At 45.3% G+C, this 16,584-nt stretch carries 16 protein-coding genes; 12 read left to right on the top strand and 4 right to left on the bottom strand.

What is annotated here, in order from left to right; genetic code table 11:
- Positions 1-20 precede the first annotated feature (20 nt).
- Entirely contained in the window at positions 21-2,519 is a 2,499-nt protein-coding gene (locus tag NCI00_RS00415; RefSeq protein WP_253523833.1) for a PIG-L family deacetylase, read from the bottom strand.
- Positions 2,520-2,865: 346 nt separating this feature from the next.
- Here NCI00_RS00415 and NCI00_RS00410 point away from each other — a divergent pair, with 346 nt between their 5' ends.
- The 8 genes from NCI00_RS00410 (at position 2,866) to NCI00_RS00375 (ending at position 8,674) form a co-directional block, all read left to right on the top strand.
- A complete protein-coding gene (locus NCI00_RS00410) occupies positions 2,866-3,402 on the top strand; it encodes a DinB family protein (protein ID WP_253523831.1) in 537 nt (178 codons plus the stop codon).
- 45 nt (positions 3,403-3,447) lie between these two features.
- The gene (locus NCI00_RS00405) at positions 3,448-4,137 is read left to right on the top strand and encodes a response regulator transcription factor (protein ID WP_253523829.1); all 690 of its coding nucleotides are present in this window, start codon (positions 3,448-3,450) and stop codon (positions 4,135-4,137) included.
- Complete coding sequence (locus NCI00_RS00400; RefSeq protein WP_253523827.1) at positions 4,134-5,498, top strand: HAMP domain-containing sensor histidine kinase; 1,365 nt, start codon at positions 4,134-4,136, stop codon at positions 5,496-5,498. Before NCI00_RS00405 ends, NCI00_RS00400 begins: the two co-directional genes overlap by 4 nt.
- A gap of 75 nt (positions 5,499-5,573) precedes the next feature.
- On the top strand, positions 5,574-5,882 hold the full coding sequence (locus NCI00_RS00395; RefSeq protein WP_253523825.1) for a hypothetical protein: 309 nt from the start codon (positions 5,574-5,576) through the stop codon (positions 5,880-5,882).
- 155 nt (positions 5,883-6,037) lie between these two features.
- The gene (locus NCI00_RS00390) at positions 6,038-6,826 is read left to right on the top strand and encodes a prohibitin family protein (protein ID WP_253523823.1); all 789 of its coding nucleotides are present in this window, start codon (positions 6,038-6,040) and stop codon (positions 6,824-6,826) included.
- A gap of 108 nt (positions 6,827-6,934) precedes the next feature.
- Positions 6,935-7,294, top strand: coding sequence for a tellurite resistance TerB family protein (locus NCI00_RS00385; RefSeq protein ID WP_166559525.1), 360 nt, complete (start codon positions 6,935-6,937; stop codon positions 7,292-7,294).
- Between the two features lie 142 nt (positions 7,295-7,436).
- Positions 7,437-8,093 (top strand): leucine-rich repeat domain-containing protein, encoded by a 657-nt coding sequence (locus tag NCI00_RS00380; RefSeq protein ID WP_253523821.1) that lies wholly within the window; start codon positions 7,437-7,439, stop codon positions 8,091-8,093.
- Between the two features lie 176 nt (positions 8,094-8,269).
- Positions 8,270-8,674 (top strand): hypothetical protein, encoded by a 405-nt coding sequence (locus tag NCI00_RS00375; protein WP_253523819.1) that lies wholly within the window; start codon positions 8,270-8,272, stop codon positions 8,672-8,674.
- 166 nt (positions 8,675-8,840) lie between these two features.
- Here the strand turns inward: NCI00_RS00375 and NCI00_RS00370 are convergent, their stop codons facing one another.
- Complete coding sequence (locus tag NCI00_RS00370) at positions 8,841-9,605, bottom strand: class I SAM-dependent methyltransferase (RefSeq protein ID WP_253523816.1); 765 nt, start codon at positions 9,603-9,605, stop codon at positions 8,841-8,843.
- A gap of 139 nt (positions 9,606-9,744) precedes the next feature.
- Here NCI00_RS00370 and NCI00_RS00365 point away from each other — a divergent pair, with 139 nt between their 5' ends.
- The gene (locus tag NCI00_RS00365; RefSeq protein ID WP_206023298.1) at positions 9,745-10,053 is read left to right on the top strand and encodes a hypothetical protein; all 309 of its coding nucleotides are present in this window, start codon (positions 9,745-9,747) and stop codon (positions 10,051-10,053) included.
- Here NCI00_RS00365 and NCI00_RS00360 read toward each other — a convergent pair.
- Positions 10,050-10,199: a hypothetical protein gene (locus NCI00_RS00360; RefSeq protein WP_013929369.1), complete on the bottom strand. Its 150-nt coding sequence runs from the start codon at positions 10,197-10,199 to the stop codon at positions 10,050-10,052. The two genes, NCI00_RS00365 and NCI00_RS00360, sit on opposite strands and share 4 nt — an antisense overlap.
- 192 nt (positions 10,200-10,391) lie before the next feature.
- Between NCI00_RS00360 and hisS the strand changes: the two genes are divergently transcribed.
- Both hisS and NCI00_RS00350 read left to right on the top strand, forming a co-directional pair.
- Positions 10,392-11,753 (top strand): histidine--tRNA ligase, encoded by a 1,362-nt coding sequence (gene hisS / locus NCI00_RS00355; protein WP_253523813.1) that lies wholly within the window; start codon positions 10,392-10,394, stop codon positions 11,751-11,753.
- A gap of 12 nt (positions 11,754-11,765) precedes the next feature.
- The gene (locus tag NCI00_RS00350) at positions 11,766-12,353 is read left to right on the top strand and encodes a Uma2 family endonuclease (RefSeq protein ID WP_253523811.1); all 588 of its coding nucleotides are present in this window, start codon (positions 11,766-11,768) and stop codon (positions 12,351-12,353) included.
- A gap of 79 nt (positions 12,354-12,432) precedes the next feature.
- Here NCI00_RS00350 and yidC read toward each other — a convergent pair whose 3' ends face one another.
- Positions 12,433-14,313 (bottom strand): membrane protein insertase YidC, encoded by a 1,881-nt coding sequence (yidC, locus tag NCI00_RS00345; RefSeq protein WP_253523809.1) that lies wholly within the window; start codon positions 14,311-14,313, stop codon positions 12,433-12,435.
- 433 nt (positions 14,314-14,746) lie between these two features.
- Between yidC and rho the strand changes: the two genes are divergently transcribed.
- Positions 14,747-16,561, top strand: a complete 1,815-nt coding sequence (gene rho, locus NCI00_RS00340; protein ID WP_253523807.1) for a transcription termination factor Rho — start codon at positions 14,747-14,749, stop codon at positions 16,559-16,561.
- Positions 16,562-16,584: the final 23 nt, after the last annotated feature.

The following is a 16,584-nucleotide window of genomic DNA, read 5'->3' as shown; positions in this document are numbered from 1 at the left end:
ATGATTTGTTTGCTTCGTAGCTATTTCTTTCCCAACGAAATCAGGTTGGCAAACAACCGATATGCCCCCGATACTCCGCCCGGAAGCTCGCGAAAAAACACCAAGCCGGTATACACAAAATGGCCTTTTCCGTAGGGCGCATAAATAAGGCTACCCTCTTTGGCGGCTTCGTTGGTATCGTTGGCCGAGAAAAGTGGCGTGTAGTTTTTGTCCCATTCTACGGCAAAATAAATACCGCGCTCCTGAATCCATCCTTCAAAGTCTTTCGACGTAATTTTGTTGGGTGTGTTCAAGATAGGATGCGTGGGTTGTAAAATCCGCATTTCGGCGTCTTCTTCCGTGACCCGGTCGCGGCCTACTTTGAAAGGATACGGGCCTATTTCTTTCACTTTGAGCGTATTGCCGAAGCCTCCCGCCGTTACGTATTGCACCACCATCGTACCGCCGTTTTTGACGTATTCCATCAATTTTTCCTGAAAATACTTGATACGCTCTTCGGTGTTATAGGCCCTGACGCCCACCACGATGGCGTCATAGACCGCAAGATTTTTGCTGAGTGCAGCTTCATCAAGCAAGGTGACGTTGCAGCCCATTTGGTGCAAGGCCGCGGGTACTTCGTCGCCCGCGCCTGCAATGTACCCGATGGTTTTTGCTTTGTTTTTGATGTCGAGCTTTACCAAGGCGGTGGTGGCCATCGGGAAAATCGTCTGCGTCGGAATGTGCTTGTATTCAACCGATTTGAGGCTATAAGGACTCTCTCCGTTTTCGGTTTTTGCAATTACTTTCAGTTTGACTTCACTCTGCTGCGCGGAGGGGAAAATCTTGACGCTGACGGTTTGTTCCTGGTATTTTTCGGGCAAATCAAACGGGATTTGGGCCGGCTCCACGCGCCAGCCAGCGGGTACGTCAAACGTCAACATTCCTTTTACGTTGGCACGGTGGGCTTTTACCACAATGTCCACCATTTTGGGTTGATTGTCGGCAAAAACGTACACTTTTTCGCTCACGTTGGCCGTCACTTCGGGCCGAATCTCAAACGGGCGGTAGACTTCACCATCCACGGGGTCGGTTGATTTGTACACCCAAGGTTTGGTAAAGGTAAAAGATTGACCATCAATGAGGAATGTAAACGATGTTTGTAACGAAGGTACGTTTTCGGGCGTGCTTAATTTGGATTGGTCATCAATCTGGAAGGCGCCATTTTTGATGGGTTTTTCTAACCAATACGGCTGACTGATTTTGATTGTTTTAGGAACCTCCGCGCTGAAAGTGAAGGTTGAAAGTTCATTGTTTTTCAACTCCAATGACAATGTAGAATCTTTTTGAGCGCCCCAAAATTGCACGCGGGTAAGTTTAAGCGGGTAATCGGCGCGTTTTACCACGCTTACCCGCACCGCCGCGCGGTCGCCTTGGGCTACGGCGTAGTCGACAGGGTTGGTTTCAAACCAAAGCCCTAGGCAGTTTTGAAGCAATACTTCAATTTCGGCTTTCTTTTGCTGAACGTATTTATTTTGAGCGTCTAGTTTTCCTAATTCCTGATAAATTTTGACCAAAACTGGTACCGAGGATGCGGGATAATTGACGTTGTAATTGCGAATGGCTTGGTCTACCAGTTGCGCTACCTGCTCGCTTCCTTTGACGCGGTTCCATGACATATCAACGCCATCAAACAGGTCTTTTTCGGCGGGTACACCGTCTTTGTGCATCATAAAATCAATTCGCGCGTTGCGGTTAGCCCCCGAGCCAAACCCTTGACTTTTGTGTGAACTACGGCTTTCGGCGGCGATTTCAGCGTGTGATTTTCCGAGGTAGGGGCTGTAGCCGCCAATGTCGATGGTGATGAAACTTCCTTTATCGGTGGGTTTTTGGTTAGAAAAACCCGGTGAAAAAGTATTCCAAACCACCCGCTTGGGTTGCCACGTTTGTACTTCTTTGAGTTGTTCTGGAAATTTGGTAGGGTCGCCTGCCATATTGAAGGCCAATTCTGCTAAGAATGCCGACGAATTGTGGTGGCCGTGTCCTGCCCGTGCATCTGGCGGAAAGCGCGTAATGAGTACATCGGGTTGGTTTTTACGGATGTGATACACCACGTCGGACAAAATGTTGTTTTCGCCCCAAAATTTGAGCGTTTCTTCGCGGGTTTTGGAGAAGCCGAAGTCATAAGCTCTCGAAAAAAGCTGCTCGGCTCCGTCGATGCGCCGGGCGGCCAGTAACTCCTGCGTACGGATGATGCCGATGTATTCGCCCTGCTCAGGCCCGATGAGGTTTTGACCGCCATCGCCGCGCGTGAGGGCGAGGTACTGGGTCTTAACGAGTCGTTCTTTGGATAAATACGTAAGGAGTAAGGTGTTTTCGTCGTCGGGGTGAGCGGCAATGTGCATGGCGCTACCCAATACATTTAATTTTTTAAGATTAAGGAGGATTTCGCTGGAGGTTAATGGTTTTACCTGGGCGTGGATGTTAGGGGTGGAATGTAATAAAAGGAGAAAGAAAAAGGTGTAAGACGTAAGTTTTCTCATAGTTCGGCAAATTTGCAAGTGATTTGACAAAGCTACAAAAACCGTCGAAAATGAGTACATCATTGGGTTTGCCTTTTCTTTTTTTAGCCCCGATTTTTTTCAGGGACTCCATCTCACCTGCGACGGACAGCATTAGGAGTGAAGCCTTTCTTAAAAACGGTGCGCCCATGCCCCAAACAACCATAAACTGGAACATGGTTAGATTTTTGAAGATACAGAGGAGAAAATTTGGCTGTTTTTGTCACGACCATAACAACCAATTTCGCATAAATAGGCATAAAAATACGTGGAAATGCAATTTCTCGACCCTTTTTTTTACCTTTAACGCACATAAAAGAACCTCAACATGAATCAGGTAAAAAAACTAATCAGCGAAGTATTGGCGGCGCGCAATCGTTACCTTGACACTGTTAGGCAACTTTCTGAAGGGCAAGCGCAATGGAAACCTTCTCCCGATGTTTGGAATGTAGTAGACAACACGGAGCATTTGTATTGGGCCGAACACGGCGCCATACTCGGGATGTGGAAAGTACTTCAGGCCGCCCGCGAAGGTAAAAAAAACTGGGACGGGGAGATGATTCACAAAGGACTGTCGATTGAAGAAATTGTGGAAAAAACCTGGAAGCCAAAAGAAATCGCTCCTGCAATAGCCGCTCCTCGGTTGGGTGGTCCGATTGGTTTTTGGGCGGCTTCGTTGGAAAGTCTGCAAGTGGAACTAAACGCTTTGGGCCATGAACTGCATGACGATGAGTTGGAATCACTGATTCACCCGCATCCTATCTCTGGCCCGATTGATATTCGTCAACGCTTTGAATTTTTGCGGTTTCACATTGATCGACATCTCAATCAGGTGGAAGAACTCAAAAGCAACATGCCTGCCTGAGCCTTTGATTTAATAGCTATCTAAAGTTTATTTATCGCACCGTTTATGGAATTTGTGCCTCATTTACTTTTAGTGGAAGACGAAACAAAAGTGGCCGCATTTATAAAAAAAGGCTTAGAAAGACAGGGGTTTACGGTCGAAATTGCCGAAGATGGGAGAGAGGGGCAGCGCCTTTTTGACGAGCGCACGTTTGACCTCATCATTTTGGACGTGAATTTACCTTTTATGGATGGGGTAGAATTGGCCGCTTACATCCGTACCAAAAATGCCCAAATCCCGCTTTTGATGCTTACTGCGCTAGATACTACCGCCGACAAACTGGCGGGTTTTGATGCAGGAGTTGATGATTATCTGGTCAAACCATTTGATTTTATGGAGCTGGTGGCTCGTTTGAAGGCTCTGCTTAAACGAGCCGTAAAAACCATTGAGCAGACCAACGTGCTGCGTGTGGCAGACTTGGAATTAGATCTGGACCAAAAACTGGCCCGGCGGGGCGGACAAACCATTGACTTGACGGCCAAGGAGTTTGCATTGTTAGAATACCTGATGCGCAATCGTGGAAGGGTGGTTTCAAAAGTGGATATTGCCGAAAAAGTATGGGACATTGATTTTGACACGGGCACCAATTTTATTGAGGTCTATATCAATTATTTGCGAAAAAAAATCGACAAAGAAACCGCTAACAAGCTCATCCATACGGTGGTTGGCATGGGCTATACGCTAAAAGAAAAATGACGATTCGTATCCGTTTAACGCTGCTTTTTACGGCGGTTGTTTCGATTTTATTGCTGTTGTTTTGCATTGTTATTTATTTGCTTGCGGAGCGGCACCGCAAAACCCAATTCTACGAACAACTCAAGGCCGAGGCCAATACCAACGTAGAGTTGCTTTTTGGGAAAGAAACGCTCAGTCCGGAGTTGTATAAGTTGCTCGATAAGAATCATTTAACGGTTCTCAACGAAGAAGAAATTATTATCTACAATTACCGCGATTCACTCGTGTATGAAAGCGGTACCGATTATCTAAAAGTGGATAAGACAATCCTGAACCACGTACGTCTTGAGAAGGAATTTCGTTGGGACGAAGGGAAAAGAGAGGTAATAGGAGTCTTGTTTGCAGATGAATATAACCGCTTTGTGGTCTTTGCCTCGGCAGTTGATAAATATGGCCACAGCGAAGTAAGCAACTTGCTTTTGGTGATGGGAGTAGGGGGGTTTATTTCTGGCTTTATTGTCTTTTTGGTGGGGTGGTTTTATGCATACCGGGCTTTATTGCCGCTCAAAAAACTAATTGGTCGGGTAGATGCGATTACGGCCTCACGTCTGGATTTGCGGGTAGATGTAGGAAATACGCCCGATGAAATCGGTCAGTTGGCCGAACGTTTCAACCAGATGCTCGACCGCTTGGAGGAAGCATTTCAATTGCAGCGGGCGTTTGTCTCCAATGCTTCGCACGAGCTCCGAACCCCGCTTACGGCCATTACGGGCCAAATTGAGGTAGCGCTCATGGACGATAACCCGCAGGAATGGCACGATACGCTCCGCTCCGTGCTCGACGATGCCCGCCAGCTGAATCGACTCTCAAACGGATTGTTGTCGCTGGCAAAGGTCAGCATAGAAGAGTCGGCCGTTAAATTGTCGGAGGTGTACCTTGACGAAATTTTTTGGCAGGTTCGTAGTGAGTTGCTCAGGGCCTATCCAGGGTATATAATTAAAGTAAATTTGGCGAATTTCTCTAAAGACACCACTCATTTCAATGTGTTGGGCAATGAGGCCCTTCTTCAAATTGCGCTCACCAACTTGTTGGAAAACGGGGCTAAATTCTCCCCAGACAACACGGTTGAGGTTCGGTTCAACAAGTTACCAAGCGCTTTTGAAATCCATTTTCATAACGATGGGCCAGCCATTCCTAAGGAAGAATTGCCGCTTATCTTTAAACCTTTCCGACGTGGTTCAAACGCGCGCAACATCGCTGGGCATGGTATTGGACTTTCATTGACCGCCCGAATCATTAAATTACACCACGGTAGCCTATCGGTAGAATCGGGCCCTGAGATTGGTACTACTTTTGTGATTACGCTTCCCCAAAAATCCTAATGCTTTTCTAATATTCTTCTAAGTTTCTTCCAAGGTAGTGGTATTAGTTTTGCCTACTTAAAATGGGACAAAATTATGACGCGCTACAAACTAGATTATTTTTCGACCCCCAATCCTCAAGCCACGGTGCGCAAGCGCAGTCGTCGATGGGCGTCTACGTTTGTGGGGGGGATTGTCGTTTTGGCCTTTACTATGTTATTTTTTGGTGGTTTGGGCACAGCCTTTCGATACCGTGGACAACACCAAAGCCTCAGACAGCAGCACGACGAGCTTCGGTTGCGTTATGATTCGCTCTATGCGGCTAAACTGCAAACAGATCGGCAATTGAACGAGCTTCGAAAACAAATTCAACTCCTTCAATACAAATCGCAGGAGAAACCATAGTTTTCTAAGGAACTTCTAATACGGCTATAATATTCGTCTAATACTAAGGTAACAATTTTGTGCTGTCAAAACAAGACAATTGACGGCGTGAAAACACTAGGCAAAGACTTGGTTTTGATTCCCCTTTTTCATTAACAGTTAAACCTATGACAACCATGAAACGCGTAATTAATCCCCTTGCCTTTTTAGCCATAATCCTTTTTTTTAGTAGTTGTACAGTTGTGCGCCAGGGCGAAGTAGGCGTAAAACGAACCCTCGGAAAAATCAGACCTGAGCCACTCCGAGAAGGCGTAAAAGTATTTAACCCGTTCGTGACTCGCATCATAAAAATGCCTACCCGAACCACAAATATAGAAGTACGGTTGCCTTTGCCTTCCAAAGAAGGTCTTACGGTGCAGTCAGATGTGTCTATTTTATACCGAGTGGTGGGCGGTCAGGCTCCACAGATAATCGAAAATTTGGGTAAGAACTATGATCAAGTGGTGATACTTCCCGTTTTTCGTTCGGCTGTGGCCGATGTATCGGCTCGCTATTTTGCCAAAGATATGCATACAGGCCAACGCACTGCCATTGAGAACTCGATTCGCGAACAAATGATGTCACAGCTCAAAGACCGTGGATTTATTGTTGAATCCGTATTGCTGAAAAGTATCGTTTTACCATCAGGATTGACCAAAGCAATTGAAGAAAAACTGGAAGCAGAGCAGGATTCACAACGTATGCAGTTTGTGCTCGATAAAGAACGTCAGGAAGCCCAGCGCCGAATCATTGAAGCCACAGGGGTTCGCGATGCCCAGAAAATAATAAATGAAGGATTGACGCCGATGCTCATTCAATTTAAGTCGATTGAGGCATTCAATAAACTGGCGGCTTCCTCAAACAGTAAAGTGATCATCACGGGTGGCGGTGCCCCTCTTTTGATCTCACCAGATAAGGTAGAGTAGTAATGGCTGTAGTGAACGTTAGACAGGATAAATAATTGGTTTGTCCTGTCTTTTTTTTTACAAAAAATAAAAACTCTTGTTTGTCAATATTTTAACCAGTTTTTAAAAATGAAACCCTTCATCCCTAATTTATATATCGGTTTAGGCAGTGCTGTATATGCGCTCATCAAAGTTGATGGACAATTACATGAACTCGAATCTCTAAAAGCCCGCAATGTATTGATTGAAGAGCCGCATGGGGAGTTGGCTATGCAATCTTTTCAGCTGCGGGAACATTATCAGACGCCCGTAGAGGAAGCCTACAATTTTGCCATGCGCTGCTTTGCATCGCACAGCAAAGACCTTGATGACTCTACTCGCGAATATTTTATTAAGATAATGACCGATATAGCACAAGCTGACGAGAGAGTGTCCGGAAAAGAAACAGAATTTATTCGCCGCTTCAGGCGTGATATTCGCAAAGTTTGAAAAAGCACCTATTGCTAGGAAGGGAAAGTGTTTCTAAATAGTATATCTGGCCATAATGCTACTGAAGTGGTAGGTGATTTTGTGGCACTTACCTTCGTTTTTTGCCCAGGAGGGGCCAACCAATGCACTTAACCAACCAAAAATGAAAATTCAATTTTTACTGTACAGTTTAACCGTTCTTTTAACGGTCGGTGTACAAAGCAGGGCTATGGGACAGTCGTCAGAAGCTTTGCTGATCGACAAAGAGTACAACCAATGGGAAGAAGCCTTGAAAGCCCCGGAAAAAGTCTATCGTCTTAATTTGAGCAATCAGGATATCACTGACTTCAAACGCGAATTACCTAAGTTCATTAATTTGCGTTACCTGAGTTTGCGTAATGACAAATTGAACGGGGTCCCTCTCGAAATTTTTAAGCTGCAAAATTTGAGGGTATTGGATCTTGGAGGGAATACGTTCAGGGAATTGCCATCGGAATTTTCTCAACTGCAAAATTTGGAAGAGCTATACCTCGACAACGACAAGAACCTTGATTTGCCTAAAAATATCAATGTATTGCGTAAGCTTCCAAGGCTAAAAATTCTTCACTTAGAGAACGACGGTATTCAAAAATTACCCCGAAACATTAGAAAGTTAAGCCAACTAGAACAGTTGTATTTGGCAAATAATCAGTTGCAGGATATTCCCATTGAAATTAAAGGGCTAAAAAAATTGAAGTATCTGGAGCTAAATCAAAATAATATACCCATTGATGTACCCGTAAACCAAGTATCTGGCCCAGGGCTCAAAATTAAATTTTGACTTAATCACATTTTACTAAGTGCAGAAAGTAGAATTTGGGCTTCAAAAGTAAGGAAGACTCGGATTTCTAAGGCAATTCTAATCTTGGCCTAATATCCCTCTAAGACCAGCGCCGTACTTTTGTAGTGTCAAAAGACAACAACATTAGCTAAGTATTCCAAAACATAATAATTATCATGAAATCGTTCATTCAATCATTTATCGCCTTAATTTTGTTAGGTTCGTCGTCTGTGTTAGCGCAAAATGCATCCATCAACTCGCCGCACAATTACAAGCGACCTGTTTCGCAGAAAGCACCGCAAAGTACATCATCGTTGGTCGTTTCGCCAAATGAGCGTGTCATGCCACTGGAATTAAAAAATAATGTCCAATCGGCACATAATTATAAGCGCCAGGGAAAGGTCAATTTTGCGCAGGAGGCAACGGTAGTAATGAGTGTACCGACGATTGGACTTGAACCCCAAAATCCGTTGGTATTACCTAATCACTACAAAAGCCAGGCTAAACCTGCGCAAGTGGATGAAAGGGTAGCTCGTAAAATGCAGAAAACAAATGGGCAGGTAGATAGTTTAAGTAAATAAAACATGCTTCGTAAGGGTAAGCCTTATGAAAACCCTTGCAGACCGAGTGTGTAAGGAGCACTGAAAAGCACCATTTCGTTTAGATTAAGAATTGTAGTACTTAGTTCCACTGGGAAAGTTCTCGGTGGAACTTTCCCATTTATGTCAATCCAAATCAAGAATGTCATTATTTTTGACAGAAATAAATCACTTCGTTGGCTGGCAACGCAAAGCGTTTTACTTCTTCAGGTGTGAGTTCGTTCATGACGAAGCGGTCTTCGGTTACTTTAAAACCTGCTTTTTCAAGGCGTTTGCCGTAATCACGTCCAAAAAGACGAAGGTGGTCATCCTGCCAATAGTGCTTTTCGCGCTCTTTGGGGTCGGTGATGGTTGGGTCTTCAAAGGTCTCAGCTCTTGACCAATCTTGCGGTGATTGAATGATGGCCCAGCCGCCGGGTTTGAGCACGCGATGAAGTTCAGACATGGCTTTGATGTCGTTGTCAACGTGTTCCATGACGTGGTTACAAAAAGCGACATCAAACGTATTGGCTTCAAACGGAATCTGGTGAATGTCCATTTTTACCTTTGCCAAAGGAGACTCAATATCGGCGGTGATATAATCCAGGTTTTTCATCTTCTCGAAGCGGTCGATGAAACAATACTCGGGTGCTACGTGAAGCAATTTGAGATTGGCTTTGAAAAACGGCGTTTTGCGCTGTAAGTACAAATACATCAGGCGGTGGCGTTCTAGTGATAAACAGCTGGGGCAGAGGGCATTGTCTCTTCCTGAACGGCCATAAGGTAGAAATTTTCTGAATTCGCTGCCGCATACGCTGCATTCGACTCCCTTACCACGGTAAAAAACCGACAAGACTTTGACGCCAAAATGACTGACTAATTGTAAATATTTGCGCGGTACGTGCCGTAACACCCAACTGATGATGTCTTTCATTCGAGAATTTTATGAGATTTTTATTCAACAAGTCCTGCAAAGTTTTTACTTTTCGGGTTAAAAGCAAAACTTAAAGACACCTACCACAAAGATGATTCCGAAAACGTCAAAACCACCCGGCCAAAAATTGGTAAAACGCATGAACTCCCGAACAAAGTGGCTGCTGTTGGCCCCGACAAGTTTGGTCGTGATTGGGTACGGACTGTGTGTATTTAGTGAGGCAGGGCATTTAAAACATACCAACGCCCCTTTCAGACAATGGTTTTTGATGGGAACGTATAGCTTAATCGTCATCAATGCGGGTATTTCACTGTTTGGTCAAGCCATTATTTTTCGCGTACAATACCAATACCGTCAGGAAGTTCGTCGGAAATTGAAAAAAATGCAAAAGGAGTTTGAAACTGCCCTTAAAAAGAAAAATGCCGCTCAAGGCGGCAAAATTGGTTAGGCTTTGGCGGCAAACTCTGCCTTGATTGCCTCAATGTCAATTTTCTTAATTTCTGGTTTCCACGTGCGGTGCTTAATAAGAGCCTCTTTGTTTTGTGGAATCATTACGTTGCGCTTTGCTTTGCGCAAAAGTTTGGTCACGCCCATTGTAGTATTATCTTTTAATGTTGATTCTAAAATTGAGCCGCAAAAATACGGACTTCTTTCCGAAAAAAATAAACCATGCGCCTATTTTTTTCAAAGAGGATGCTACTTTTGCGGTTTAATAGTGGGGAGTGGCTTGTGAATAGTGACTATTACTCACCAACCACGAACTGCTAATCACCAACCACGAAAATAATGAGTAAACCTTCTCTGGCCCGTGGAACGCGCGATTTTGGGCCCGCGCAGATGGCCAAGCGTAACTATATCTTTGATACCATTCGCCGTATTTTTCAACGTTATGGGTTTCAGCCTATCGAGACGCCTGCCATTGAAAATCTTTCGGTGTTGATGGGTAAATACGGCGATGAAGGAGACCAACTCCTCTTTAAAATTCTTAATTCGGGCAATTTTGCCGAAGGCCTCACCGAGACCCAATGGCAGGAAGGCTACAAAAAACTCACCCTCAAAGTCTCCGAAAAAGGATTGCGTTATGATCTGACGGTGCCTTTTGCCCGGTTTGTGGTGATGAACCGCAGCGATTTGGTGATGCCCTTTAAGCGCTACCAAATCCAACCCGTATGGCGGGCCGACCGCCCGCAGCGGGGACGTTATCGGGAGTTTTATCAGTGCGATGCCGACGTCGTTGGGACAGATTCTCTGCTGTGCGAAGCCGAGATTGTGCTGATGATTCATGAAGTATTGCGTGGATTGGGCGTGTTGGATTTTACCGTAAAAATTAACAATCGTAAGATTTTAAGCGGCATTGCCGAAATCATCGGTGCGCCGGGACAGGAAGGACCGATGTGCGTGGCGATTGATAAATTGGATAAAATCGGTAAAGAAAAAGTGGAGCAGGAGCTTTTGGAACGCGGCTTTTCGGCCGAGGCGATTGAGAAATTGCAACCTATTTATGAATTAGCCAACAATCAAACCGATATTTTCGACAACCTCCGCCAATGGCTGGCGGGCTCCGAAATCGGGTCCAAAGGGGTGGCAGAGCTGGAAGAGGTTTGGACCAAAGTCAATAACTTCGGCTTGCCGTCTCCCCAACTGCAACTTGACGTGACACTGGCGCGTGGTTTAAGCTACTATACGGGGGCTATTTTTGAAGTAAAGGCCAATGGCGTGCAAATGGGAAGTATCTCAGGTGGTGGCCGTTACGATAACCTGACGGGGACGTTCGGAATGCCTGGGCTGTCGGGTGTGGGGATTTCGTTTGGCGTAGACCGTATTTATGATGTGATGGAAGAATTGAAGCTTTTTCCTGAAAATCAATCTATTACTACCCAAGTGATGATTACGAACTTTGACGCCGACGCCGAAGCCTACGGATTGGGGGTATTGCGTCAACTGCGCGAAGCAGGCGTCAACGCCGAGCTGTATCCTGATGCCTCAAAACTCAAAAAACAATTCGACTACGCCGACCGTAAACGCATTCCCTACGTGCTGATCATCGGCTCAGAAGAAATTCAAACGGGTGTATTATCCCTCAAAAACATGCAGTCGGGCGAGCAACAGAAATTGACTTTGGCGGAGATATTGGGTAACTTTGTTTAAAAAACAGCAGGCATGAGTGCGCAAACCCAAACGTATTATACGCCAGAACAATATCTGGAAATAGAACGCAACGCTGCGTACAAAAGCGAGTATTATCGCGGCGAGATTTTTGCCATGGCGGGGGCGACCACGAGGCACAATGTGGTGTCAGGTAATCTTTCGGCCAATCTGAATATGGCACTTCGCAGAAAGGGGTGCCGTACGATGTCGAGCGACCAGCGTATTTTGACGCGCCATACCGATGGGCTTTACAGTTACCCTGATATTGTTATTGTATGCGGTAAACCTCAGTTTTCAGACTTATACAAAGATACGGTCATGAATCCCGTCGTTATCGTGGAAGTACTTTCCAAAAGTACCGAAGGCTACGATCGGGGAGATAAATTTTTATTGTATCGGCAGTTGGAGAGTTTGAAAGAGTATGTTTTGGTGGATTCTAAAAAAATCCACGCTGAAGTATACCGTAAAAACGAAGCGGGGTTATGGTTTTTGGCATCAGAAGCCATTGATATACAGGGTGCTATTTATTTGGAATCCGTTGACGTGACTCTGCCAATGGAAGATGTTTATCTGAATACTGAGGACTTACCTTTGGAATAGATTATAAATGTTTCTCACAACACAATAAAGGCTGCGGAGGTGTACTCCGCAGCCTTTATTGTGTTGTGACTTCTTATGCCTATGGATTTTTCTTCTTTAATTGTTGGCGTTTTGCCTCGGTTTGTTTTTTGGCATCGTCCGCTTGTTTTTTAGCTTCTTCGGCGGCTTTCATGGAGCGCTCCAGAATGTCGGAGAACTTCGATTTCTTTTTCACGCCCGACGCAATCTTCTTGCGGTTTTCTTCCAGAATCGCCCGGATTTTATCATCGTTCACAAAACGACGAATAATCTGCTGTTGAAGAATGGTCACGACGTTGGAAACCAAATAATAAAAGCTCAAACCTGCTGGGAACGAGTTCATAATAAACATAAACATGACGGGCATGAAGTACGTCAACATGCGCATGTCGGGCATCCCGGGCTGCTGTACTTGCGTAGGCGTGATTTGGTTGTTATACCATGCGTACACTAATTGTGAAATCGTCATGGCCAGCGTGAAAATACTCACGTGCGCACCGTAGAATGGAATCGAGAAAGGCAACTTAATGGGTGCATCATAGGTAGAAAGGTCGCTTGCCCACAAGAAAGCCTCCTGACGAAGTTCAATCAAGTTAGGAAACAAAAAGAACAGCGACATCAAAATCGGCATCGTTGCCAATACTGGAATACAACCGCTCAACGGACTGACGCCCACTTGCTGATAGAGTTTCATTTGCTCCTGTTGCATTTTGGCGGCATCGTCGCCCACTTTTTCGCGTATCACGGCCAACTCAGGCGCTAGCATTCGCATTTTGGCCATACTCACGTACGATTTATACACGAGTGGCGTCATCACGAGCTTGACAATCAGTACCAGAACAATGATTAAAATTCCGTAATTGCTGAAGAATTTCTCCAGAAAGTTGAACATCGGAACAAAGAAGAACTTGTTGAGTGGCTTTAGGATAGCGTAGCCTAGGTCTACGTTGTCGCCAAAATCAGGGGCGGCTTTTACTTCTTTTACCACCTGATAATCGTTAGGCCCGAAGAATAACTGGAAGTTACCTTTGCCAGCTTTCAAATCGGCCGTGGCGAGCGAACCCTCACTTTGCATGGTTTTGATGTAGGTTGTATCCGTAATATCCACCAGTGATTTTAGGGTTACGTTGCTCAGTGCCGTGCCTTTGGTAATAAATGCCGTTAGGAAGTACTTGTTTTTGTGCGAAAACCACGAAACAGGTTGCTCGATTTTTTCTTCCACGTTTTCGCTTTGGCCGGCACCGATGTTTGAGAGCGAGCCGTCAGAATAGTAATTGGTGGTCACTACTTTGCGGTTTTCAGCCATGTCGTTTTCAAGTTGTTTGAGCTTGTCTTGCCACACTAGGCGCGTAGGTTCATTTTTGACCAGCCCATCCAGTCCGACCAATTGCACATCATAATCAATCAGGTAACCATTCCCCTGTACGGTGTAGGTTTGTTCTACGTACTGATTGTTGCCCATGGGCAAGCGAAACGATACTTTTGCAGATTTGCCCGCGCTGATGGTTTGGCTTTGTGCATCGGTGGTGAAGTATAACTCCGAAAGATTAACCGTTCCTTTATTGGTAGGAAGTTCAAGGCTGAAAGTACTGCTTTGTTCATCAATCAGGTACAAGGGTTGCAGCGTGTACGTTTTGTATTTCTTGAGCAATACTTCTTTGACATTTCCGCCCTTTGTACTGAATGTAACACGCACATCGTCGTTTTCTACGACAATGTCGCGGGCCGTTCCTTGCGCCGCACTTGCAAAATCACCATACACCGCTTGGGCCGTGATGGAATCCAATTTCTTTTGGGCCGGAGCCGTGGCCGCGGGTCTCGGTGCGTTTTTGGCTTGCTCCGCAGGATTAGGCTTGGTAGGTTCAGGACTTGGGGCCAAGAGCTGGTACCCAATCAGCATCGTCATAATCAGCGCTAATCCAATGATTTGATTTCTCTCCATTTGTTTGGTTTTGACGTTATATGTTACACGTTGTCCGTTAGCGGTAAATCAGTTTGTTGCTTTTTTCTGATTACCCGTTAAACTTTAACGTTTAACTATCTTTTTTTAAAACGGCTGCAAAGTTAGTGAGTTTTCAAGAAATAGCACTTGAAGGAAGGATAAGCGGTAATATTTTACCGAAAATTTAACTTATCCACTTAAAAAATTAATAATAGCTGAAAATTTTCTTGACACAATCACGTTAAAGAGTTATCATTGCGAAACTTTCTGGCAGTACTGCGGTTACAATCTGATACCGGTTCATCCAAATACCGCCTCTCTTGTTCAGTTTCAGCTTACATTCAGATATTTTCCTGGTTTGCTCTCTAATTGTTAAACACTTAATAGTCAACGATTTTCTTGCGTAAAGATTCTCTTTACTCTCCTCTATTTTATGCTCAGCATTGACGATCTTAACCTCAAGCTCCTGTCCGAGCTACGGGTACTTGCCGAACAACTCGGTATCAAAGACCAAAACAAGTATTCTAAAAAAGACCTCATTAACCGAATTTTCGAACAGCAAACGGCATCAGCAGCTTCCGAAGCTGTCGTCCCGCCCAAGCGCGCTCGTAAACCGGCTAGCAGTACGCCTGCCCCTGCACCTTCTGTTCCTAAACAGGAAGAGCTGCCTATTCCTTCGGCTCCCGTCGTTGAAGAAAAAGTGGTGAAAAAAGCAGAAGAGCCAGTAAAGCAGATGCCTATTGCCCACAAACGTCCGCAATCTCATTCATTTGTGTCAGACAACTCAGATAAACGTTCAAAGCGCCAACGAATACAAAAAGAAAAAGAAGAAGAGCCTGAACTTTCCTTTTTCAATGCCCCTGCGGAAGTGGCTGTTGTTCAAGAACCTGTCGCCATTTCAGAAGAAATGGTGCCCGCTTCGTTGATGGAGGAAGGAGAAGATTTCGGTGATCTCAAAATTGATTTGCCCGAAGAAGAATTTCTGGATACTTCCTTTATTACGGAAAGCCTAGAAGTAGAGCCAGTGGCGGAGGTAGGCCCACCCAAACCCGAAGAACGCCCCCGTGAATACCGGGGCGATGATGTCCACAACAAAATCAAACGTCAGTATAATAACTACGTAAAAGAATTTGACGGACTGATTGTCAACGAAGGGGTGCTCGAAATTATGTCGGATGGCGGCTACGGATTTCTGCGCTCGGCCGATTATAATTACCTCGCCAGCCCCGATGACATTTATGTATCACCGTCACAAATCAAACTTTTTGGTTTGAAAACAGGCGACAGTATTCGTGGCTCGGTTCGACCGCCCAAAGAAGGTGAAAAATATTTTGCCTTGCTCCGCGTCGAAACCGTCAACGGAAAAACCACTGAAGAAATTCGTGACCGTATTCCATTTGAGTATTTAACGCCATTATTTCCCGAAGAACATATTAAGTTGAGCGGCAAAGCCGACAACTACTCAGCGCGGGTATTGGACTTGTTTGCCCCTATCGGTAAAGGCCAACGTGGTATGATTGTGGCCCAACCCAAAACGGGTAAAACCGTGCTGTTGAAAGAGATAGCCAACGCCATTACGCGCAATCACCCCGAAATTTATTTGATTATTCTCCTCATCGACGAGCGTCCTGAGGAAGTAACCGATATGCAACGTAGTGTGCGGGCGGAAGTGATTTCATCTACCTTTGATGAGCAGGCCGACCGCCACGTAAAAGTGTCGGGTATGGTGCTCGAAAAAGCCAAACGAATGGTAGAATGCGGCCACGATGTGGTCATCTTGCTAGATTCAATTACGCGTTTGGCGCGGGCGTACAATACCGTCACACCTGCTTCGGGTAAAATCCTGTCGGGTGGGGTGGATGCCAACGCCTTGCACAAACCAAAGCGCTTTTTTGGAGCGGCTCGTAACGTGGAGCATGGTGGCTCGCTGACCATCATTGCCACGGCTTTGATTGATACGGGTTCAAAAATGGACGAAGTAATCTTTGAAGAATTCAAAGGAACGGGTAACATGGAACTCCAACTTGACCGCCGTTTGGCCAACAAACGTATCTACCCTGCCGTTGACGTGATGGCTTCAGGAACGCGCCGGGAAGATTTGTTGCTTGACAAAGAAACCCTACAACGTATGTGGATTCTGCGTAAGCACTTGTCTGACATGAACCCCAACGAAGCCATGGACTTCCTGCTCGACCGCATGAAAGGTACCCGCAGCAACGAAGAGTTTCTGGTTTCAATGAACCGATAGGCTATTAAATAGGATTTTCCATT

This window comes from Runella salmonicolor (assembly GCF_024158025.1).
Lineage (GTDB): Bacteria > Bacteroidota > Bacteroidia > Cytophagales > Spirosomataceae > Runella > Runella salmonicolor.
This window is presented reverse-complemented; position numbering and strand designations above follow the sequence as displayed.

Bases quoted from the DNA above. Each gene is read 5' to 3' on its own strand.
- yidC (WP_253523809.1), bottom strand. From the start codon at position 14,313: ATGGAGAGAAATCAAATCATTGGATTAGCGCTGATTATGACGATGCTG.
- rho (WP_253523807.1), top strand. From the start codon at position 14,747: ATGCTCAGCATTGACGATCTTAACCTCAAGCTCCTGTCCGAGCTACGG.
- NCI00_RS00405 (WP_253523829.1), top strand. From the start codon at position 3,448: ATGGAATTTGTGCCTCATTTACTTTTAGTGGAAGACGAAACAAAAGTG.
- NCI00_RS00375 (WP_253523819.1), top strand. From the start codon at position 8,270: ATGAAATCGTTCATTCAATCATTTATCGCCTTAATTTTGTTAGGTTCG.
- NCI00_RS00395 (WP_253523825.1), top strand. From the start codon at position 5,574: ATGACGCGCTACAAACTAGATTATTTTTCGACCCCCAATCCTCAAGCC.
- NCI00_RS00385 (WP_166559525.1), top strand. From the start codon at position 6,935: ATGAAACCCTTCATCCCTAATTTATATATCGGTTTAGGCAGTGCTGTA.
- NCI00_RS00410 (WP_253523831.1), top strand. From the start codon at position 2,866: ATGAATCAGGTAAAAAAACTAATCAGCGAAGTATTGGCGGCGCGCAAT.
- NCI00_RS00370 (WP_253523816.1), bottom strand. From the start codon at position 9,605: ATGAAAGACATCATCAGTTGGGTGTTACGGCACGTACCGCGCAAATAT.
- hisS (WP_253523813.1), top strand. From the start codon at position 10,392: ATGAGTAAACCTTCTCTGGCCCGTGGAACGCGCGATTTTGGGCCCGCG.
- NCI00_RS00415 (WP_253523833.1), bottom strand. From the start codon at position 2,519: ATGAGAAAACTTACGTCTTACACCTTTTTCTTTCTCCTTTTATTACAT.
- NCI00_RS00350 (WP_253523811.1), top strand. From the start codon at position 11,766: ATGAGTGCGCAAACCCAAACGTATTATACGCCAGAACAATATCTGGAA.
- NCI00_RS00380 (WP_253523821.1), top strand. From the start codon at position 7,437: ATGAAAATTCAATTTTTACTGTACAGTTTAACCGTTCTTTTAACGGTC.
- NCI00_RS00365 (WP_206023298.1), top strand. From the start codon at position 9,745: ATGAACTCCCGAACAAAGTGGCTGCTGTTGGCCCCGACAAGTTTGGTC.
- NCI00_RS00390 (WP_253523823.1), top strand. From the start codon at position 6,038: ATGAAACGCGTAATTAATCCCCTTGCCTTTTTAGCCATAATCCTTTTT.
- NCI00_RS00400 (WP_253523827.1), top strand. From the start codon at position 4,134: ATGACGATTCGTATCCGTTTAACGCTGCTTTTTACGGCGGTTGTTTCG.
- NCI00_RS00360 (WP_013929369.1), bottom strand. From the start codon at position 10,199: ATGGGCGTGACCAAACTTTTGCGCAAAGCAAAGCGCAACGTAATGATT.